20 protein-coding genes are annotated in these 20,625 nt (G+C 57.5%); 11 read left to right on the top strand and 9 right to left on the bottom strand.

Translation table 11 applies throughout. The annotated features are described in order from the left end of the window. Nucleotides 1-7 precede the first annotated feature (7 nt). Both msrB and EL098_RS13170 read left to right on the top strand, forming a co-directional pair. Nucleotides 8-421 carry a peptide-methionine (R)-S-oxide reductase MsrB gene (gene msrB / locus EL098_RS13175; protein WP_126356661.1) on the top strand — a complete coding sequence of 138 codons (414 nt, stop codon included), beginning with the start codon at nt 8-10 and terminating at the stop codon, nt 419-421. A gap of 39 nt (nt 422-460) precedes the next feature. Continuing rightward, nucleotides 461-742 (top strand): YeaC family protein, encoded by a 282-nt coding sequence (locus tag EL098_RS13170; protein ID WP_126356659.1) that lies wholly within the window; start codon nt 461-463, stop codon nt 740-742. A gap of 47 nt (nt 743-789) precedes the next feature. Here the strand turns inward: EL098_RS13170 and EL098_RS13165 are convergent, their stop codons facing one another. The 4 genes from EL098_RS13165 to sppA form a co-directional block, all read right to left on the bottom strand. Next, a complete protein-coding gene (locus EL098_RS13165; RefSeq protein ID WP_126356657.1) occupies nt 790-2,064 on the bottom strand; it encodes a glycoside hydrolase family 18 protein in 1,275 nt (424 codons plus the stop codon). Nucleotides 2,065-2,267: 203 nt separating this feature from the next. Continuing rightward, nucleotides 2,268-2,900, bottom strand: coding sequence for a bifunctional nicotinamidase/pyrazinamidase (gene pncA / locus EL098_RS13160; protein ID WP_126356656.1), 633 nt, complete (start codon nt 2,898-2,900; stop codon nt 2,268-2,270). 12 nt (nt 2,901-2,912) lie between these two features. Continuing rightward, complete coding sequence (ansA, locus tag EL098_RS13155; protein WP_126356654.1) at nt 2,913-3,929, bottom strand: asparaginase; 1,017 nt, start codon at nt 3,927-3,929, stop codon at nt 2,913-2,915. Between the two features lie 244 nt (nt 3,930-4,173). Beyond that, the gene (gene sppA / locus EL098_RS13150) at nt 4,174-6,024 is read right to left on the bottom strand and encodes a signal peptide peptidase SppA (RefSeq protein ID WP_126356652.1); all 1,851 of its coding nucleotides are present in this window, start codon (nt 6,022-6,024) and stop codon (nt 4,174-4,176) included. A gap of 233 nt (nt 6,025-6,257) precedes the next feature. On the opposite strand from sppA, the gene EL098_RS13145 reads away from it, so the two are divergent. Continuing rightward, the gene (locus EL098_RS13145; RefSeq protein ID WP_126356650.1) at nt 6,258-6,809 is read left to right on the top strand and encodes an NAD(P)H nitroreductase; all 552 of its coding nucleotides are present in this window, start codon (nt 6,258-6,260) and stop codon (nt 6,807-6,809) included. Between the two features lie 47 nt (nt 6,810-6,856). On the opposite strand, the gene phoC is transcribed toward EL098_RS13145, so the two are convergent. Next, nucleotides 6,857-7,606 carry an acid phosphatase PhoC gene (gene phoC / locus EL098_RS13140; protein WP_126356648.1) on the bottom strand — a complete coding sequence of 250 codons (750 nt, stop codon included), beginning with the start codon at nt 7,604-7,606 and terminating at the stop codon, nt 6,857-6,859. Nucleotides 7,607-7,836: 230 nt separating this feature from the next. Between phoC and selD the strand changes: the two genes are divergently transcribed. Genes selD through EL098_RS13125 form a run of 3 tightly spaced genes read left to right on the top strand, consistent with a single transcriptional unit; the run spans nt 7,837 to nt 11,078 of the window. Then, nucleotides 7,837-8,877, top strand: coding sequence for a selenide, water dikinase SelD (gene selD, locus EL098_RS13135; protein ID WP_197718520.1), 1,041 nt, complete (start codon nt 7,837-7,839; stop codon nt 8,875-8,877). Nucleotides 8,878-8,881: 4 nt separating this feature from the next. Beyond that, the gene (locus tag EL098_RS13130) at nt 8,882-10,876 is read left to right on the top strand and encodes a DNA topoisomerase III (protein ID WP_126358442.1); all 1,995 of its coding nucleotides are present in this window, start codon (nt 8,882-8,884) and stop codon (nt 10,874-10,876) included. After that, the gene (locus tag EL098_RS13125) at nt 10,833-11,078 is read left to right on the top strand and encodes a YnjH family protein (protein ID WP_232012214.1); all 246 of its coding nucleotides are present in this window, start codon (nt 10,833-10,835) and stop codon (nt 11,076-11,078) included. The genes EL098_RS13130 and EL098_RS13125 overlap by 44 nt, the downstream gene beginning before the upstream one ends. On the opposite strand, the gene EL098_RS13120 is transcribed toward EL098_RS13125, so the two are convergent. Next, a complete protein-coding gene (locus EL098_RS13120) occupies nt 11,044-11,454 on the bottom strand; it encodes a pyrimidine (deoxy)nucleoside triphosphate diphosphatase (protein WP_126356644.1) in 411 nt (136 codons plus the stop codon). The genes EL098_RS13125 and EL098_RS13120 overlap by 35 nt on opposite strands. Nucleotides 11,455-11,597: 143 nt before the next feature. Then, nucleotides 11,598-12,842: a rhodanese-like domain-containing protein gene (locus tag EL098_RS13115; RefSeq protein ID WP_232012443.1), complete on the bottom strand. Its 1,245-nt coding sequence runs from the start codon at nt 12,840-12,842 to the stop codon at nt 11,598-11,600. 261 nt (nt 12,843-13,103) lie between these two features. On the opposite strand from EL098_RS13115, the gene EL098_RS13110 reads away from it, so the two are divergent. Beyond that, nucleotides 13,104-13,532: an organic hydroperoxide resistance protein gene (locus EL098_RS13110; protein WP_126356641.1), complete on the top strand. Its 429-nt coding sequence runs from the start codon at nt 13,104-13,106 to the stop codon at nt 13,530-13,532. Nucleotides 13,533-13,562: 30 nt separating this feature from the next. Here EL098_RS13110 and EL098_RS13105 read toward each other — a convergent pair whose 3' ends face one another. Both EL098_RS13105 and xthA read right to left on the bottom strand, forming a co-directional pair. Further along, nucleotides 13,563-14,231: a TVP38/TMEM64 family protein gene (locus EL098_RS13105; protein WP_126356639.1), complete on the bottom strand. Its 669-nt coding sequence runs from the start codon at nt 14,229-14,231 to the stop codon at nt 13,563-13,565. A 78-nt stretch (nt 14,232-14,309) separates the two neighbouring features. After that, nucleotides 14,310-15,116, bottom strand: a complete 807-nt coding sequence (xthA, locus tag EL098_RS13100) for an exodeoxyribonuclease III (protein WP_126356637.1) — start codon at nt 15,114-15,116, stop codon at nt 14,310-14,312. A gap of 444 nt (nt 15,117-15,560) precedes the next feature. Here xthA and EL098_RS13095 point away from each other — a divergent pair, with 444 nt between their 5' ends. Genes EL098_RS13095 through astB form a run of 4 tightly spaced genes read left to right on the top strand, consistent with a single transcriptional unit; the run spans nt 15,561 to nt 20,615 of the window. Beyond that, nucleotides 15,561-16,781: an aspartate aminotransferase family protein gene (locus tag EL098_RS13095; protein WP_126356635.1), complete on the top strand. Its 1,221-nt coding sequence runs from the start codon at nt 15,561-15,563 to the stop codon at nt 16,779-16,781. Beyond that, nucleotides 16,778-17,812 carry an arginine N-succinyltransferase gene (gene astA / locus EL098_RS13090; RefSeq protein WP_126356633.1) on the top strand — a complete coding sequence of 345 codons (1,035 nt, stop codon included), beginning with the start codon at nt 16,778-16,780 and terminating at the stop codon, nt 17,810-17,812. The genes EL098_RS13095 and astA overlap by 4 nt, the downstream gene beginning before the upstream one ends. Continuing rightward, on the top strand, nt 17,809-19,287 hold the full coding sequence (astD, locus tag EL098_RS13085; RefSeq protein ID WP_126356632.1) for a succinylglutamate-semialdehyde dehydrogenase: 1,479 nt from the start codon (nt 17,809-17,811) through the stop codon (nt 19,285-19,287). The genes astA and astD overlap by 4 nt, the downstream gene beginning before the upstream one ends. After that, a complete protein-coding gene (gene astB, locus EL098_RS13080) occupies nt 19,284-20,615 on the top strand; it encodes an N-succinylarginine dihydrolase (protein WP_126356630.1) in 1,332 nt (443 codons plus the stop codon). The genes astD and astB overlap by 4 nt, the downstream gene beginning before the upstream one ends. The last annotated feature ends 10 nt before the right edge of the window (nt 20,616-20,625 follow it).

The raw sequence follows: 20,625 nt of genomic DNA, 5'->3' as shown, positions 1-20,625 counted from the left end.
TACGCCTATGTCTAATCAATTACCCCCTGATTCAAATAAGAAAAACCTCAGTGAGATGCAATATTATGTGACCCAGAAGCACGGCACCGAACCGCCGTATTCCGGGCGTCTGCTGCATAACAAGCGCGACGGGATTTATCACTGCCTCGTGTGCGATGCGCCGCTGTTTCTTTCGGAAAGCAAATATGATTCGGGCTGCGGCTGGCCAAGCTTCTACGAGCCTGTAGGGCCCGACGCTATCCGCTATTTGACCGACAACTCCCACGGAATGGAGCGTATCGAAATCCGCTGCGGCAGCTGCGATGCGCACCTGGGACACGTTTTCCCGGACGGCCCTCAGCCTACCGGTGAACGTTATTGCGTTAACTCAGCTTCTTTGAGCTTCACCGACGGGCAAAACGGTGAGCAGGTTGATGGTTGAAGAATCGATTCAGCTAATTATTCCTCGCTGGAGTATAAAATGAGCAATCTGGATGATATGTTAAGCGTGATGACGCCTGAAATTTATCAGCGTCTGGCGACGGCCGTTGAGCTGGGTAAATGGCCCGACGGCGTTGCGCTGACCCAGGAACAGAAGGATAACAGCCTGCAGCTGGTGATGCTGTGGCAGGCGCGTCACAACACCGATGCGCAGCACATGACCATCGACACCAGTGGCCAGATGGTGATGAAGAGCAAGCAGCAGCTGAAAGCGGAGTTTGGCATCGAGCCCGCGCCGTTTGTGACCATGAAGCTGCAATAAAAAAAAGGGAGACTCGCCGGTCTCCCTTGTTCCTGACGCCTTAAGCGCTATTTTGCATGCTCAATGCCCAGCGACTCGGCGAGCTGCTTCGCCAGCTGGTTGTTATCATCCGCGCCGTACTCCCAGAACATCGCGCCGCCCAGACCTTTCTCCTTGATGTACTCGGCTTTGATCTTCACCGAACGCGGATTTTCGTAAGAAATGGCGAACAGCGGTTTACCTTCAGCAGACTTCAGCGTCAGGTACGGCACCTTGGCGTCTTCATCCCACTCTTCGGTGAAGCGCTTCTGCGGATCGTTCAGCATTTTCTTCACCAGGTCGTTATATTTGACGTAGGTGTCTTTAGTCAGATCCACGCCCAGCGCGGTTTTAAATAACTCCAGCTCGCGCTCGCCGAAGTACGGCTGCGTCACCGGATTTTTCTGTGCGTCAGGTTTTGACCAGTCGATGCCCGGCTCGACGGCGCGCTTAGGTACGCGGCCATAGAAGCCGATGCCGAGGTTCATCTGCTGAGGCTTCAGCCCGGCGGCGAGATAGTTATTCACCACGAAATCAGCGCTGTACTTGTCGGCTTCGGCCACGGTCGGCCACTTTTTCGAATCGTAGAGATTCGAGTTGAAGTATTGCGTGCCGTAAGCCATGTCATAGGTCATCAGGTTGATGTAGTCCAGCACCGGCGCGATCGCTTTCACATCAACCCAGCTTTTCGGGCTTTCAGCATTGGCCCCGACGGCGATGGTGACCAGCTTTTTATCGCCTACGGCTTCACGCAGCTCTTTCAGCAGGGCGGTGAAGTTGTCCCGGTCGGCGTCCAGCTTGTCCACCAGCCCCCATGCGCCGTTGACCGGAAACTCCCAGTCGAGATCGATACCGTCCAGGCCATATTTGTCCATCACCTCCTGCACCGAGCGGATAAACACTGCCCGGTTTTCAGGCGTAGCCGCTGCACCAGAGAAGCCACGAGCGCCCCAGCCGCCCACGGACAGCAGGATTTTCAGCTGTGGGTTCTGCTTACGCAGCGTCGGAAGGGTTTTCAGGTCGGAGATAACTTTTGGGGAGAGATAGATCTGATGCAGTTTTGATGAGTCTTTCAGCGCTTCGTTGGTTTCGCCTTTCTCATCGTTATAAATCAGGCCAAAGGAGTAGTTGAGGTGGGTAATCTGGCGAACATCAAGTTTATTGATATCCCCGCCGGGCCCGGCAGTGACGTCGCCGCCGCCGTTGAAGTAACCCACGGAAAGCAAAGATTCAGCCTGCGCAATGCCGCTGCAGGCGAGCGTGACCGCTGCCACCAGCGGTAACATTTTACGTGTGAATGACATAATGATTCCTCTTTGACGGGCACAACATAAAAGCTTCCCGGCCGCGCATTGAGACAAAACGGCGGAAAGCGAAATCAGCTAACGTGCTGAATAAATTCATTGAATATTATTATGAGAGCGCTCCCAGGCAAGGGCGAGCAAAAAAAGCGTAGAGTGTGAGCGGAATCGAAACAAAAATGCGGGGCGGGGAGCCGCCCCTACGATTATTGGCAGGTGAAATCGGCAAGGGTCATTAACGTTGCGCCGGCAGCGGCCATCTCCTGGAATGCCGCCAGGCTATCCTGAGGCTGCAGATTGACCCCGCGACAGCCGTCGGTGATAACGGTCACGTCATAGCCAAGCTGCAGGGCATCCAGCACGCTAAATTTCACGCAGTAGTCCGTTGCCAGCCCAAGCACCGTCAGGCTGCTAATTCCCCGCTCGCGCAGCCAGTCATCAAGCTCGGTTTGTTGCCGTTGGCCGTTATCAAAAAATGCGCTGTAGCTGTCAATGGTCGGCTTCTGGCCTTTATGGACGATCTTATCGATGCCGGCAGCGTTCAGCAGCGGGTGAAGCTTAGCCCCTTCGCTGCCCTGCACGCAGTGCTCGGGCCACCAGGTCTGCGGCAGGCCATCGAGCGTTCCCTCGGTGAAGGGTTCCGTACCCTGGGTGCTGGCGAAACTTCCATGCCCGACAGGGTGCCAGTCCTGGGCTGCCACAACGCTATCCCCGCGTGCTTTAAATAGCGCGATCAGAGGATTGGCCACCTCAACCGTGCTGTCACCTTCCGGGACGGCAAGCGCGCCGCCGGCACAAAAATCGTTCTGCAAATCAATAAGCAGTAAAGCACGCTGCATTAGGGTCGTTCCTTAGTCGTCGGGAGTGAGTTCACCACGCAGGTTTTGCGACATCGCATCACGGATAGCCCGTGCGTCCAGGCCCTGACTCAGCAGGTAGTGGAGCTTGGTGAGCGTTGCTTCCACCGTCATATCGAACCCGCCGATCACGCCAGCCTGGGCCAGCGCGTTGCCGGTGGCATAGCCACCCATGTTTACTTTGCCGGACATACACTGCGTGAGGTTAACCACCACGATGCCGCGTGCGCTCGCTTCCTGCAACTCTTTAATGAAAGCGCCGTGCTGCGGGGCGTTGCCTACGCCGTATGAGCGGAGGATCAGCGCTTTAACCGGCTGGCGCAGGAAGTTACCTACCACGTCGGCAGAAATCCCGGGATAGATCGTCACCACGCCGATCGGCTGCGGCGTGATCGGGTGAACAATCAGCTCGCCGTCCCCGTGCGGGGCGGGAGGCGTATTCAGCTTGCGAATATGGATCCCGGCCTCCAGCAGCGGCGCAAGGTTAGGGGACGCGAAGGCATCAAAGCCGTCGGCGTGTGCTTTGGTGGTGCGGTTCCCACGGTACAAACGATTGTTAAAGAACAGCGTCACTTCGTTGATGGGGTAGTTGGCCGCCACGTACAGCGAGTTCAGCAGGTTAATTTGCCCGTCAGAGCGTAGCTCAGCCAGCGGGATCTGCGAGCCGGTGACGATAACCGGTTTGCTGAGGTTCTCCAGCATGAAAGAGAGCGCCGAGGCGGTAAACGCCATGGTGTCCGTGCCGTGGAGGATCACAAAGCCATCGTAGTCGTCGTAGTGGGCTTTAATGTCGTCGGCGATGTGCTGCCAGTCTTCGGGAGTCATGTCCGAAGAGTCCATCAGCGGGGCGTATTCGTGAATGGTGAAGTCCGGCATTTCCGGGCGATGGAACTCGGGCATCATCGCCAGCTGGCGCTGCAGGTGTCCGGAAACAGGAATATAGCCGTGCTCGGAACGCTGCATACCGATGGTACCGCCGGTATAGGCAACGTAGATGGATTTCTTTTGCATGGGTTTGCTCACGCTTGCTGTATTTGCGGCAGAGTATAGAGAGGATGGCGGAAAAAAAAAGCCCGGTTTAACCGGGCTCAGATTGATGACAAACACCCGAAAAGCGTGGTTTTCGGGTGTTTGGGGTAAACCAGAGAACACAATTCATTGTTTTTATTAGACCGAAGTTCGGGCCTTTTAAGGTCAATGAACTTTGTCAGCAGCCTCAGCCCGGTTTAACCGGGCTTTGCTTCATCAGAGTAAATTAACGCACGTCGCCGCAGGTGAGGCAGAAGGCGTAACGGTTCTGCGGATCGTTCATCGTGCCGAACTTATCGTTCTGGGCTTTAACCGCCAGCGCGGCATCGGCCAGCGGGGCTGGCAGATAAGCCTGAATAGCCTGCGGCAGCGCGGCACGCACCGAGCCGGTCATGGCATTAAACACCATGTCGGTGAAGGAGGCGTCATCCTGCCAGAACGCGAGGTGCCAGCTCTTCAGCTTCGCCAGCTCGGCGGCTTTTGCCACGGCATCGTCAAAGTCGCCCAGGCTGTCCACCAGGCCGTTGGCCTTAGCATCTTCCCCGGTCCAGACGTGGCCCTGGGCAATCTGGTCGATTTGCTCCGGCGTTTTCTTACGGGAAGCCGCCACCAGGCCGATAAAGCGCTTGTAGCCGTTATCGATGCTGAGCTGCATCATCTGCTGCACTTCCGGCGGCAGCTTCTTGGTCACGGCGACGTCAGCCAGCGGTGAAGTTGAAACGCCATCGGTGTGAACGCCAATCGCATCGAGGGTGTTTTCTACGGTGTTAATGACGCCGAAAATACCAATCGAGCCGGTCAGGGTGCTTGGGTTGGCGATGATGTAGTTAGCCGGCGTGGAGATCCAGTAGCCGCCAGAGGCCGCCATGCCGCCCATCGACACTACGACCGGTTTACCGGCATCACGCGCCGCGACCAGCTCTTCGCGGATCGTTTCGGAAGCCGTTACGCTGCCGCCAGGGCTGTTGACGCGGAAGACGATGGCTTTCACTTTCGGATCCAGACGCGCTTCGCGGATCTGCATGGCCGTAGTATCGCCGCCAACCTGTCCTGGGGTTTCTTCGCCGTCCATAATGGCGCCGTTGGCGAAGATAACCGCAATCGCATCGCCTTGTTCAGACGGTTTTTTCACGTTGTAGTCGTAGATGCTGGTGTAGCTGAAATCTTTGTTCGCCTTGCTCCAGCCGAACTGTTTCACCAGCGCCTTATCCACGGCCGCGCTGCTCGCCAGCTCGTCAACCAGCTTGTTGTCGAGGGCGTATTTCGCGGTGTCGCCACCCAGTTTTTGCAGGTTGTCCAGCAGCGTCTGAGCGCCCGGGAACGCCTGCTGAGCGGTGATCTGGCGGTTTGCCGCGATGGTATTCAGGTAGTTCTGCCACAGCTCGCCAATCCAGCGGCTGTCCGCATCGCGCGCGGCTGGGGACATATCGTCGCGGATATAGGGCTCAACCGCCGACTTGTAGGTGCCGACGCGGAAAACGTGGGTAGACACTTTCAGCTTATCGAGCAGGGTCTTGTAATACAGCGCGTTGGTCGCGAAACCGTGCAGGTCGACCATTCCCTGCGGTGAGAGCCAGATCTTATTGGCAAAGCTTGCCAGGTAGTACTGGCTCTGGTTGTAGCTGTCGCCTATCGCATAAACCGGCTTGCCGCCGTCGCGGAACTCGCGCAGCGCCTTACCGATGTACTGCATGGAAGGCTGATCGCCGCCAGCGAAATCTTTCAGATCCAGCACGATGCCGGTGATGTTGCGGTCCTCTTTCGCCTGACGAATTGCGTCGACGATATCAAACAGCGAGTTTTCCTGCAGGCGGTCAGAGCTGGCGCCAACCAGCTGACGACCAATCACCCCCAGCTTATTGCTGACCGACGGCTTGTCGACCACCACGCCGGTGATGTCCAACAGCAGCGCACCGCGCGCAGGCTCCGCTGGCGTACTTTTCACCTGCATCCAGATACCGACCCCGACCAGGATCAGCAGAATCAGGAACAGGTTGAGAATAAACTCCCGAATAAAGTTAAGCAGACGCCAGGTCCACTTAAAAAAGCCGCTAATAAATCGCCCAATGGTGCGCATGTTTTCTCCATAACCTTCAAAAGGGGTATTACCCGCACGCCGCAATGAAGCTGGCTAAAGCGGCGAAAGTAAGGGCTATCCTAAAGAGAGGGCGAGGAAATGTCAGCAGGAAATCGGGGCGAGGCTGTAACAAAAACTACGGCTGTGTTAATTTTGTGAATGAATATCATTTAACAGACTGGCGACCCGCTTCGCGCTTTGCCAGTTCTTTTCTGTCAGTAAGAGGCTTTTAAATGGATGCACTTGAACTCCTGATCAACCGCCGTAGCGCGTCCCGCCTGGCCGAGCCAGCTCCGGCAGGGGAAGTGCTGGAGAATATCCTGCGCGCCGGTATGCGCGCCCCGGATCACGGTACGCTCCAGCCTTGGCGCTTTATTATTATCGAAGGGGAAGGTCGCGAGCGCTTTGCTCAGCTGCTGGAAAAAGCGGCAATTGCCGCCGGTATGGATGAAAAGAGCGTAGAAAAAGCGCGCACCTCACCGTTCCGCGCGCCGCAGATCATTGCCGTGGTCGCGCATTGCGATGCTAACCATAAAGTGCCGGTGTGGGAGCAGGTTGTCTCTGCGGGCTGTGCGGTGATGGCGATGCAGATGGCGGCGGTGGCTCAGGGCTTTAACGGTATCTGGCGCAGCGGCGCGTGGACCGAAAATGAGATGGTGCGTGAAGGGCTGGGCGGCCGTGAGCAGGATAAAGTGGTGGGTTTCCTTTACCTCGGGACGCCGCAGCTTAAGGCTTCCACCACCATCCTCCCGCCGGATACGTCTGCGTTCGTTTCTCACTTCTGATAGCGCATTTGCCCTGCCGGAGCGTTTGCCGGCAGGGACTTCATTCCCTACTTCTTCTGCTGTTTCGCAAATTCTTCTTTGGCTTTCTGCAGCTGCTGCTGGAAGGCGGCGTTGGTATGCAGCGTTGCGACGACGGCTGAGCCTACAACGCGCGCGGCATCAATGTCACTTTGCCAGTGGTAGCCGCAAATCACCCGGCTTTGGCCAAGCTCGAACCCACGCTTGAGTATTTCGTTCTGGCGCTGCGGATTGATTTCAGCCAGCACCAGCGCGGTGGCCCAGCCAATAGAGGTATGCCCCGATGGATAAGAGCCATTTTTCGACAGCTTGTCCTGTTCTTTGGTGTTGCAGGTCGGCACGCCGTAGAAGGCAAACGGGCGAATGCGCATGTACTTCTCTTTCGCGCCGCGGGTAGCAAGGTCACCTGCATCCTCAATCATGTTGGTCAGCAGCTTATGCAGCTCAGGCGAATCTTTTTCGGTGATCGGCGACCCAAACGCGCCGGAGAAGGCGTTAGCCACGCCGCCGCCGCTGAGGTTGGCATCCTCTTCCGCCAGCTTGCCGCGCTCGGTCGAACGCAGCAGGCGGCCTTTCTCATACATCGCCTGATCGTTCAAAAATGCAATGCTGCCGATTTCCGGCGGCGGCGGCAGCAGCGCCAGACTGTCAATGGCCTGAGCGTTGGTCAGATAATAGAGGTCAGGTTTGGTCGTGGCATCATTTCCAGGCGGGGCAAGGGCAAAGGCTGCGGAGGAGAACAGGCCGGCGATGCAGAGGGCAATTACGCGTTTTTTCATTGTTATTCCTTACTTGCGTGGAGGGATCCAGTTAGTTGCCTGTTCTTTGTAACATTTCCGTCATATTTGAGTAAAAGAGCGGATGGGCAAAATGCGGCCTGGCTCCACAAAACTGCCGCTTTGCCTGCATAGTGAGCAACGACACGCGATTTAAGACAGTCAGACTTACTACGGAGGCGTTTGAGCGCTACCATATTGGGTACAGAATTTGGCAAAGAAAGGAGATGTCCATGAAGCAAACCGTTCGTTTGACCCAGTACAGCCACGGAGCAGGATGCGGCTGCAAAATTTCCCCGAAGGTTTTAGAAACCATCTTGCACAGCGAGCAGGCGAAGTTTGTCGATCCAAATCTACTGGTGGGGAACGAAACCCGCGATGATGCGGCGGTTTATGACCTGGGCAACGGCACCGGTATTATCAGCACCACCGACTTCTTTATGCCGATTGTTGACGATCCTTTCGACTTTGGCCGCATCGCGGCAACCAACGCCATCAGCGATATTTATGCTATGGGCGGTAAGCCGATCATGGCCATCGCCATCCTGGGCTGGCCAATCAACACCCTGGCGCCGGAAATCGCCCGTGAAGTGATCGAAGGGGGGCGTTTTGTCTGCCAGCAAGCCGGGATTTCCCTGGCCGGTGGCCACTCCATTGATGCCCCTGAACCTATTTTTGGCCTTGCCGTGACCGGCGTTGTGCCTACCGAACGCGTGAAGAAAAACAGCTCTGCCGAAGCCGGCTGTAAGCTATTCCTCACCAAACCGCTGGGCATTGGCGTGCTGACCACCGCCGAGAAAAAATCCCTGTTGAAGCCGGAGCACGAAGGTCTGGCGGCAGAAATCATGTGCCAGCTGAATAAGGTCGGCGCTGAGTTTGCTGATATTGCCGGCGTTACGGCCATGACCGATGTCACGGGCTTTGGCCTGCTTGGCCACCTGAGCGAGATGTGTGAAGGCGCAGGCGTTCAGGCGGAGGTGTGGTACGAATGTGTGCCAAAACTGCCCGGCGTGGAAAGCTACATCGAGCAGGGCTGCGTGCCGGGCGGCACTTCCCGCAACTTTGCAAGCTACGGCCAGCTAATCGGCGAGATGCCTGAGGCGTGGCGTAACCTGCTGTGCGATCCGCAAACCTCCGGCGGCCTGCTGCTGGCGGTACGTGCCGATGCTGAAGCCGACGTTTTTGCCGCCGCAAAGCGTAACGGTATCTCTCTCAGCCCGATCGGGGCGCTCAGAGACGCCCGTGCTGGTCGCCCGATGATTGAGATCCGTTAATTCGATGCGGCTGTTTATTGCGGAAAAACCTAGCCTTGCACGAGCGATAGCCGACGTGCTGCCTAAACCCCATCGCCGCGGCGACGGGTTCATCGAATGCGGCAACGGCCAGGTGGTCACCTGGTGCATCGGCCACCTGCTGGAGCAGGCGCAGCCGGACGCCTACGACGGGCGCTATGCTCGCTGGAACCTGGCGGATTTGCCTATCGTGCCGGAAAAATGGCAGCTACAGCCGCGCCCATCGGTGACCAAACAGCTAAATGCGATTAAAAAACTGCTCGCTCAGGCCACTGAAGTGGTTCACGCCGGTGACCCGGATCGCGAGGGGCAGCTGCTGGTGGACGAGGTGCTGGACTACCTCCAGCTGGCACCGGAAAAGCGCCAGCAGGTGCAGCGCTGTCTGATAAACGACCTTAATCCACAGGCGGTAGAGCGGGCGATTTCCCGCCTCCGTGCTAACAGCGAATTTATTCCGCTTTGTGTTTCAGCCTTGGCCCGCGCCCGCGCCGACTGGCTGTACGGGATTAATATGACCCGAGCCTATACCATTCTCGGGCGCAATGCGGGCTACCAGGGCGTGCTCTCCGTTGGTCGGGTGCAAACGCCGGTGCTCGGGCTGGTGGTGCGCCGTGATGAAGAGATCGAAAACTTCGTCGCCAAAGACTATTTCGAAGTAAAAGCCCATATCGTGACGCCTGCCGACGAGCGCTTTGTGGCGGTATGGCAGCCGAGCGAATCCTGCGAGCCACATCAGGATGAAGAGGGCCGTCTGCTGAACCGCAAGCTGGCGGAGCACGTGGTTGCCCGTATCAACGGCCATCCTGCGCTGGTGACCGCCTATAACGATAAACGGGAATCGGAAATCGCACCGCTGCCGTTTTCGCTGTCGAGCCTGCAAATTGAAGCGGCAAAACGCTTTGGGCTGAGCGCCCAGAACGTGCTGGATATCTGCCAGAAGCTTTACGAGACCCACAAGCTGATCACCTATCCGCGCTCCGACTGCCGCTATTTGCCTGAAGAGCATTTTGCCGGCCGCCACGCGGTGATGAACGCCATTGCCGTACATCAGCCAGATTTACTGCCGCAGCCCGCGGTGGATGCCGACCTGCGTAATCGCTGCTGGGATGATAAAAAAGTCGACGCTCACCACGCCATTATTCCTACCGCGCGCAGCGCTTCAATCTCATTAAGTGAAAATGAGGCTAAAGTTTATGGCCTGATCGCCCGTCAATACTTAATGCAGTTCTGCGCCGATGCGGTATTCCGCAAATGCACTATCGATCTTGATATCGCCGGCGGCAAGTTTATCGCCAAAGCGCGTTTCCTTGCGGAAGCGGGCTGGCGGACGCTGCTTGGCAGCAAAGAGCGCGATGAAGAAAACGACGGCACGCCGCTGCCGGTGGTGGCGAAGGGTGACGAACTGCTTTGTGAACATGGTGAAGTGGTAGAGCGGCAAACGCAGCCGCCGCGCCATTTTACGGATGCGACGCTGCTGTCGGCGATGACCGGGATTGCGCGCTTTGTGCAGGATAAAGATCTGAAAAAGATCCTGCGCGCTACGGACGGGTTAGGCACCGAAGCGACGCGTGCCGGGATCATTGAACTCTTATTCAAACGCGCCTTCCTGGTCAAGAAAGGGCGCTATATTCATTCGACGGACGCCGGGCGGGCGCTGATCCATTCGCTGCCGGAGCTGGCCGCGAGGCCGGATATGACCGCGCACTGGGAGTCGACGCTGACGCAAATCAGCGAAAAGCAGTGCCGCTATCAGGACTTTATGCAGCCGCTGGTGCAAACGCTTTATGATCTGATTCATCAGGCGCGAACCACGCCGGTGCGCCACGTATTTAAGGGCATCAAAGCCCAGGATGACGGAAAAAAAGCGAAACGTTGGGCCAAAAAAGAGGGAAGTGATGATGCCAGTAAAAAGCCTGCTCGCCGCCGCCGCGGTACTAATGATGAGTCTGCCAGCGATGGCGGTGCAGCACCGTCAGCCTGACGTTGACGTGGTGGTGCCGCCGGAAGTGTTTACCAGCGGCAACCAGCAGCAGACGCCGCCCTGCAACCAGTGCTGTATTTATGAAAACAAAAACTACTCCGAAGGGGCAGTGGTAAAAAGCGAAGGGATCCTGCTGCAGTGCCAGCGCGATGACAAAGTCTTAGGGACTAATCCGCTGGTCTGGCGCCGTGTGAAGCCATAAAGGCTTCCAGCAGCGGGACATCCGCCGGGGCGAGGGCATAGCCAAACGCTTCCGGCGGCTCGCACCATACCAGCTCGCTGTGGCAATGTGCCGTCAGTTCGCCGCTAAATGTTGCGACGTGCCAGGCGTGGAGGTGGATCACTCTGCCGGAGACCTCGCGCTGATGGCTGGCAACATAGCTGCCGATCTGCGCAGCAATTCCCAGCTCTTCCCGTAATTCTCGCGCCAGCGCCTCCGGCTGGGTTTCTCCCGCTTCCACTTTCCCACCGGGGAACTCCCACAGGCCGGGCTGATCGCCCTCTTCCGGGCGGCAGGCCAGCAAAATTTTTCCTTCACGCTCAATAATAGCCGCGACAACATCAAGGTTTTTTCGCATCGGTGTCCATTCTCCGTGGGGCAGGCGTGGCATCATACCCGCCATCATGGGCGATCAGAAGAGTCATTGAACAATGGAAATGAAACGCGATCCTGGATTGCTCCCCTCAAAGCGCTGCCACTGGCGTGGCCCTCAAGTCAGAATCAGTTTGGCCTGCGTTCGCCGCTAACCACAGGGTTCTTCGGATCCGCGCTCCATTCATACCAGCCGCCGTCATACAGGCCCACGCGCTTCCAGCCCATCGCCCGGGCATACATCAGCGCTTCGGAAGCTCGCCAGCCCGTGCCGCAGTAGAAAGCAACGTGCTGGTCGGGGGTGATATTCCAGGCTTTCCACATCGCGGTGATATCGTCCCCGCTGAGCATAGTGCCGTCCGGGTTGTGGAAGTTTTCCATATGCCTGGCGTCAGACCCGGCGTGGCCCCAGCGGGCGCCCGCAATCTCGCCTTTTGGCTTAATGTAGCCGTAGCCGCTGGTGGTGCCGATAAATTCTGGCCAGGAGCGAATGCTGACCAGCGAGGCATCTTTGCGGTGCAGCAGCGCGCGAGCCTGCTCCATGTTCAGCATCAGCTGCGGCTGACCGGGGATTGGCGCGCCAAAATCGTCAGCCGTAGCGGGCTGTGGCGGCAGGCTATGCTCCACCGGAAGATCCGCCGCGCTCCACGTTGCCCAGCCACCGTCCAGCAGGCGAACATCCTTCACGCCGGCATAGAGCATAATCGCCGCCACGCGTGCCGCAGCATAGACGTCACGACCATATAAAATCACCGTGGTATCGTGCCGGATGCCGTGCTTCGCCAGCTTGGCTTTTAGTTTGTCGTCCGACACTTTATTCCACAGCGGTTCGTTTTCCACTTCTTCGGTGTTGATGTAGCCCGCGCCGGGAATATGGCTAAGAAGATACTTTTTTGGTGCTCCGCAGCCAGCCTCAATCACCCTCCAGTCTCCTGCGGGGGCGGCCATGACCGGTTTTTTATTCTGTAAGTCGTGGATCCACTGCGGGTAAACCAGTTGCTCAAAATGGGCCAGTTTCTGCAGCCGGGCGGGATCCTGCAGCCCGTCCGTCAGCATTGAAATCTGGGTAAACCCCAGCTTTTCTAAACGAGATTTAACGGACTGAGCGCTGTCGCCGTAGAGTGCAATCAGCCCGGCTGGGTTTAATTGATGCTGTTTCGTCCACTCTGCCAGCTGCTCATCGTCCATCAGCGTCAGCCACGAAGCAGAAAGGTTCAGCGCGGCAGGTTCATGGCCGCCAGCAGCGTTTAAGGTTTGTGGCCAGCCGTTATAAAACGCGCTCGGGCGGGTGTCTATCACCACGCCATTTTTGGCTTTCACGCTTGAAAGGTTCATTTCAGCAGGCATCGCAGCGGCAAAGGTGGCATGGGAGATACCCGGCGAGCAGCAGGGCGAAGATGACCTTACGCACGCCGGATCCTGTTTTTTGCTTGTCCATCGTTATGTTGAATCCATCCCTGTAAAGGCCTTGAGTATAGAGAAGTGTTGATTCGGCAGCCCCTGAACCCTGCCACTTCTTGAGCCAGGTCATGAGGCGGATACAGACTTATACATTTCGACCCGCTACAGAACATATTGCAGATACACCACGGCGGTTAAATGGCGCCTCTTGTCACCCACGATTGAGGAATCACCATGTCTGCCAAACTCGAAAAAGTGTTGTATACCGCCCATACCACCACCGTTGGCGCCCGCAGCGGCCACGGGCGCTCGGACGACGGCAGCCTGGACGTGCAGCTCAGCACGCCGGGATCCGGTAAACCGGGCACCAATCCGGAGCAGCTTTTTGCCGTCGGCTATTCAGCCTGTTTTATGGGCGCTATTGGTCTTGCGGGGAAAAAACTCGCTCTTCGGATCCCGGAGGATACGGCGGTTGATGCCAGCGTTTCGCTGGGAAAAGTGGATAATGACAGCCACTTTGCGCTGGCTGTTACCCTCAACGTGAGGCTACCGGGGCTCAGCGAGGAGCAGCGCGAAACCCTACTGGCGGCCGCCCATGCAACCTGCCCCTATTCGCGGGCAATTACCGGCAATATCGAGGTGACGTTGCTTTCACAAGGGTAATAATAAAACGCCTTCGCCTGGCGGAGGCGCTTAATTTTTGAGACGGGCTCTTTTTATCAGCCAGTGGGAAACCAGCGGCAGCAGGCCTATAAGTGCAAACAGCAGCAGCATGCCGGGAGAAATAATATCTCTCAGGCTTTCTATCTGGCTAAGCTGACGGCCGGTACTGATATAGAGCACGATGGACGGCAGCAGGCCGAGGAGCGTCACCACCGCAAAGCGGACGGCGGAAATGGGCGTCAGCCCCATCAGCAGGTTGATGATGGAGAAGGGCAATACGGGCACCAGACGCAGAGCAAACAGGCACTGCGTAATATTGTTTCTGATACCTTCGTTAATTTTCGCCATTCGCGCCGAGAAGCGCTGCTGCACCCAGTCGTGCAGGAGGTAGCGGCTCAGCAGCATGGCGACGGTTGCGCCGCTTGCTGCCGCAGTGGCGACCAGCACAGTTCCTTCAATCAGCCCAAACAGCGCGCCGCCCATCAGCGTCATGATGCGCGTGCCGGGAATCGAAAGGGCTGAAATCAGGAAGTAGCCCAGGAAGAAAGCGCCCATGACCAGCATCGGGCGCTCGGCGTGCCAGAGCGTGAGCCGGGCATGGTATTTCTGCAGCGTCGCCAGGCTAAGGGTGCCCGGCGGCAGCAGGATTAACAGCGAGATGACCAGGGTAGCCAGCAGCAAAAAGAGGATTTTACGCATTCTGTCTGCTCCTCATCAGGGGGGAAAACCGCATCTCGCCGTCCTTTTCTGAAGATGTGTCGACCTGCAGTATTTCTCTTACAGCTTAAACTGCGCCCAAACAGGTGCGTGGTCGGACGGTTTTTCCATTCCACGGATTCCGTAGTCGATCCCGGTCGCTACACAGTGCGGCGCCAGCCCCTGGCTTGCCAGCAGCAGGTCGATTCGCAGACCACGGTTGTCGTCGAAGCCTTTCGAACGGTAGTCAAACCAGGAGAATTTGTCCTGCGCTTCCGGGTTGGCATGGCGCCAGGTATCCACCAGGCCCCAGCCGAGCAGGCGGGCCATCCATTCACGCTCTTCAGGCAGGAACGAGCACTTCCCGGTGCGCAGCCAGCGCTTGCGGTTCTCTTCCCCGATGCCGATGTCCAGATCGGTCGGGCTGATGTTCATATCCCCCATGATCAGCACCGGATTTTCCGGGCGCAGCTCGCCCTGCAGGAAGTCCTGCAGATCCTGGTAAAACTTGGTTTTAGCCGGGAACTTGGTTTCATGATCGCGGCTTTCACCCTGCGGGAAGTAGCCGTTGATCACCGTAAGGTTGCCAAACTCAGAAGGGATTTCCGCCATGATGATGCGGCGCTGGGCATCTTCGCCGTCGCCCGGGAAGCCTTTACGCACCGCAATTGGCTTCTCTTTGGTCAGCAGCGCTACGCCGTAGTGGCCTTTCTGACCGTGATAGAACACGTGATAGCCGAGTTTGGCCACCTCTTCCAGCGGGAACATATCGTCATGGACTTTGGTTTCCTGCAGACCGATAACGTCCGGCTGATGCTGTTCTACGATGGCTTCCAGCTGATGAGGACGGGCGCGCAGGCCGTTGATATTAAAAGAGACAAATTTCATAGTCGCTGCCAGGTTGTCAGGTTAATTGTTGCAGGATGGTAGCAGAAAACGGCGCACGTTGCTGCGCTGAAGCTAATCGCTGCCATAGGCAAGCCCGGAGGGCAGAAATAAAGCAACATCTGCACCAAAAGCGATCGCGTTGCGCAAAAACGGGGCAAAAACGGCAGGCAAATCCCGAAGGCGATCACAATTTCAGCATTATATTTTACCACTGCATAATATTTCTTGTTTTCGTGTCGCGAATCAGGCGGTACGTTAAAACTATGCACTTATTATTCACTTTAAGTGAATAGTGATAGTTTTTAAGTGGTTGATTTTCCGTTTCCCTCCCCGGTTTATGCATTTTTATCGCTGGCTGGCACGATGCCTGCAATCTACATTTACAGCGCAAACACTCAAATATTTAACATTTAATAAACTTTTCGTTTACCGTGAGGGGTCACTATGTCGCAGTCAATTACACGCCAACATTTCGACGAATGGATGATGCCGGTTTATGCCCCTGCGCCTTTTATTCCGGTTCGCGGCGAGGGTTCCACCCTGTGGGACCAGCAGGGAAAAGACTACATCGACTTTGCGGGCGGCATCGCGGTTAACGCTCTGGGGCATGCCCATCCTGAAATGCGCAAGGCGCTGGAAGAGCAGGCCGGAAAATTCTGGCATACCGGCAACGGCTACACCAACGAGCCGGTGCTGAAGCTGGCTAAACAGCTTATCGACGCTACCTTTGCCGAGAAAGTATTCTTCTGTAACTCAGGCGCAGAGGCCAACGAAGCTGCGCTGAAGCTGGCGCGTAAATACGCCCATGACAATTTTGGCGTGCAAAAAAGCGGGATCGTGGCATTTAAGAATGCGTTTCATGGCCGCACGCTGTTTACCGTCACCGCCGGTGGGCAGCCTGCCTATTCTCAGGATTTTGCGCCTCTGCCTCCGCAAATTAACCACGCGGTGTTTAACGATCTGCAGTCTGCCCGCGACCTGATCAACGACGAAACCTGTGCGGTGATCGTCGAGCCGATACAGGGGGAAGGCGGCGTAGTTCCGGCGACGCCTGAGTTCCTTCAGGGGCTGCGCGAACTGTGCGACAAACATAACGCGGTGCTGATTTTTGACGAGGTACAAACCGGCGTTGGCCGCACCGGCTCGCTGTATGCCTATATGCACTATGGCGTGACGCCGGACGTGCTTTCGACGGCAAAAGCGCTGGGCGGCGGTTTCCCTATCGGCGCGCTGCTGACCACCGATCGTTTTGCCAAAGTGATGGTTGTCGGTACCCACGGTACGACCTATGGCGGTAACCCATTGGCCTCTGCGGTTGCCGGACGCGTGCTTGAAATTATCAATACCCCGGAAGTGCTGAACGGCGTGAAGCAGCGCCATGAATGGTTCGTTGAGCGCCTGAACCACATCAATCAAAAGCATCAGCTGTTCAGCGAGGTGCGTGGGTTAGGTCTGCTTATCGGCTGTGCGCTGCGTCCGGAGCATGCGGGCAAAGCTAAACTTATTCTGCAGGCCGCCGCGCAGGAGGGCCTGATGATGCTGATTGCCGGAGCCAGCGTGCTGCGTTTTGCCCCGGCGCTTATCGTCAGTGAGGCGGAAGTTCAGCTCGGCCTGGATCGCTTTGAGCGTGCCTGCGAACGCTTCCTCGCGGGAGTCTCATCATGATGGTTATCCGCCCGGTTGAACGAGGCGATCTGTCGGGGCTGCTTGCCCTTGCCGGGAAAACCGGCGGCGGGCTGACCTCGCTGCCCGCCGATGAAAAAACGCTGGCCGACCGCATCGAACGCTCGCTGCAAACCTGGCAGGGCGGGCTGCCGAAGGGCGACCAGGGCTATGTGTTTGTGCTTGAGGATTCCAGTAGCGGCCAGGTGGTGGGGATTTGTGCCATTGAGGTGGCAGTAGGGCTTAACGATCCCTGGTACAACTACCGTGTTGGCACGCTGGTTCACGCCTCCAAAGAGCTAAATATCTACAATGCGCTGCCGACGCTGTTTTTAAGCCACGACCATACCGGGAGCAGCGAGCTTTGCACGCTGTTCCTCGATCCGGCCTGGCGTAAGGAGGGGAACGGTTACCTGCTGTCGAAATCCCGTTTTCTCTTTATGGCGGCCTTCCGCGAGCGTTTTAACGAAAAAGTGGTCGCCGAGATGCGCGGCGTGATCGACGAGCACGGGCATTCGCCGTTCTGGGAAAGCCTCGGCAATCGTTTCTTCTCAATGGAGTTCGCTCGCGCCGACTATTTGTGCGGCACCGGACAGAAAGCTTTTATTGCCGAGCTGATGCCAAAGCACCCGATTTATACCGACTTCCTCTCCAGAGAGGCTCAGGAGGTCATCGGCCAGGTACATCCGCAAACGGCGCCAGCGCGCACCGTGCTTGAAGCAGAGGGGTTCCGTTATCGTAACTATGTCGATATTTTTGACGGCGGCCCGACGCTTGAATGTGATATTGACCGCGTGCGGGCTATCCGCAAAAGCCGCCTGCAAACCGTGGCCATCGGTCAGCCCGCAACCGACGAGCTGCCGGTCTGCCTGGTCGCCAATGAAAATTACCATCAGTTCCGCGTCATGCTGATTAACGCTGACCCGAAAGGCGAGAAACTGGTTCTTGATGCCGCAACCGCCGACGCGCTGAAGTGCGCCAGCGGCGACACTGTACGCGTGGTGCGCCTGTGCCCCGAGGAGAAAAAAGTATGACTAACTGGATTAACGGACAATGGGTTCCGGGACGCGGTGAAGCGCTGTTAAAACATAACCCGGTGAACGGCTCGCTGCTGTGGGAAGGGCTGGTTGCGGATAAGGATCAGGTAGAAGAGGCCTGCCGCGCCGCCCGCGCGGCGTTTCCCGGCTGGGCGAAGCGCCCGTTTGCCGAGCGCCAGGAGATTGTGGAGCGCTTTGCCGGACTGCTCGAAGCGAATAAAGCCGCGCTCACCGAGACGATTGCTCAGGAGACCGGAAAGCCACGCTGGGAGGCGGCGACCGAAGCGGCCGCAATGGTCAATAAGATTGCCATTTCTATTAAGTCTTATCACACCAGAACCGGCGAAACGCAAGCTGCTATGCCGGACGGCGCGGCAACGTTACGCCATCGTCCACATGGCGTGCTGGCAGTTTTTGGTCCGTATAATCTGCCGGGCCATTTGCCTAACGGCCATATCGTGCCGGGGCTGCTGGCCGGAAATACCCTCGTCTTTAAGCCAAGTGAGCTCACGCCGCGCATCGGTGAGCAGGTAATGAAGCTATGGGAAGAGGCCGGTATCCCTGCAGGCGTGCTGAATCTGGTGCAGGGCGGGCGTGAAACTGGCCAGGCGCTGTCGCAGCAGTCGGATCTCGATGGCCTGCTGTTTACCGGCAGCGCAGGCACCGGTTACCACCTTCATCGCCAGTTTGCCGGGCAGCCGGAGAAGATCCTGGCCCTCGAAATGGGCGGCAATAACCCGCTGATCGTCGAAGATCCGCAGGATATTGACGGTGCCGTTCACGTTGCAATCCAGTCGGCCTTTATCACCGCCGGGCAGCGCTGCACCTGCGCTCGCCGCCTGCTGGTAAAACAGGGCGAGCAGGGCGATGAGTTTATTCGTCGTCTGGTCGAGGTCTCTTCCCGCCTGCAGCCGGGGGAATGGGACGCCATTCCGCAGCCATTTATCGGTGGGCTGATTTCGGTGCAGGCCGCCGAGCGGGTGCTGACGGCGTTTCAGGAACACGTTGCCCGCGGCGGTAAGCCGCTGCTGGAGCCGAAAATGATCCGCCCTGGTACCTCTCTGCTGACGCCGGGTATCGTCGAGCTTAGCGGCGTGGCCGACGTGCCGGATGAAGAGGTGTTTGGCCCGCTGCTGGCTATCTACCGCTACAACAGCTTTGACGAGGCTATCCGCATGGCCAACGACACGCGTTATGGTCTGGCGAGCGGCCTGATCTCACCTTCGCGCGAGCAGTTTGACCAATTGCTGCTGGAAGCTCGAGCCGGGATTGTGAACTGGAATAAGCCGCTGACCGGTGCGGCGAGTACCGCGCCGTTTGGCGGTGTGGGCGCTTCAGGCAACCATCGCGCCAGCGCTTGGTATGCAGCAGATTATTGCGCCTGGCCGATGGCCTCGCTGGAAAGCACTGGTTTTTCGCTACCGCAAACGCTGAGCCCTGGACTGGATTTTAGCCGCAAGGAGCAGCCATGAAGAGAGCGCGTGAAGCCAACTTTGACGGACTGGTGGGGCTGACCCATCATTACGCCGGGCTGTCGTTTGGTAATGAAGCTTCAACGAAGCACCAGTTTCGCGTCTCTAACCCGAAGCTGGCGGCGAAGCAGGGGCTGCTGAAAATGAAAGCGCTGGCGGATGCCGGCTATCCGCAGGGCGTTATAGCTCCGCAGGAGCGTCCTAATATCGGCGTGCTGCGGCAGATTGGCTTTAGCGGCAGCGATGAGCAGGTTGTTGAACGTGCGGCTCGGCAGGCACCGCAGCTGCTCTCTGCCGCCAGCTCGGCGTCTTCTATGTGGGTGGCTAACGCAGCAACGGTTGCGCCTTCTGCCGATACGCTGGATGGAAAAGTCCATCTCACCGTCGCCAACCTGAACAATAAATTCCACCGGGCCAGCGAAGCGCCGACGACGGAAAACGTACTCCGCGCGATGTTCCGCGATACCGGGCGTTTTGCCGTACACGGGGCGCTACCGCAGGTGGCGCTATTTGGTGATGAAGGCGCGGCAAACCACAATCGTTTGGGCGGCGAGTACGGCGATCCCGGCGTGCAGCTGTTTGTGTACGGGCGTGAGGATGCAAAAAGCGGGCAGGCGCCCGCACGCTACCCCGCTCGTCAGACGCTGGAGGCCAGCCAGGCGGTGGCGCGTTTAAACCAGGTGCGGCCTGAGCAGGTTATTTATGCCCAGCAGAACCCGGCGGTTATCGACCAGGGTGTATTCCACAACGATGTTATTGCGGTGTCCAACCGCGAAGTGCTGTTTTGCCATCAGCATGCGTTTGTTGACCAGCAGGGGCTTTATCAGCGGCTGGGTGAACAAGTTTCTGGTTTTAAGGTGATTGAAGTGCCGGACGACCTTGTTTCGGTTGCCGATGCGGTTTCAACCTATCTGTTTAACAGCCAGCTGCTGAGCCGCGCCGACGGCGGCATGACGCTGGTGCTGCCGGAAGAGTCCCGCCAGCATCCTGGCGTCTGGCGTTACCTTAATCAGCTGCTTGAGGCGGATAACCCTGTCAGAGATCTCCAGGTCTTTGATCTGCGTGAAAGCATGGCTAACGGCGGCGGCCCGGCCTGTCTGCGCCTGAGGGTTGTGCTGACGGATGAAGAGTTAAAAGCGGTAAACCCGGCGGTGATGATGAACGACACGCTGTTTATGACCCTTAATGGCTGGGTCGATCGCTGGTACCGCGACCGCTTAACTCAGGCTGATTTAGCCGACCCGCAGCTGCTGCGGGAGGGACGCGAAGCGCTCGATGAACTGACGAGTATTCTCGATTTAGGTTCGGTATACCCCTTCCAGCAATAGAGGAGAAAGC

Origin of the sequence: Cedecea lapagei, assembly GCF_900635955.1 — a bacterium.
GTDB lineage: Bacteria > Pseudomonadota > Gammaproteobacteria > Enterobacterales > Enterobacteriaceae > Cedecea > Cedecea lapagei.
The sequence above is the reverse complement of the archived record's forward strand: the minus strand, read 5'-3'. Positions and strand labels throughout refer to the sequence as shown.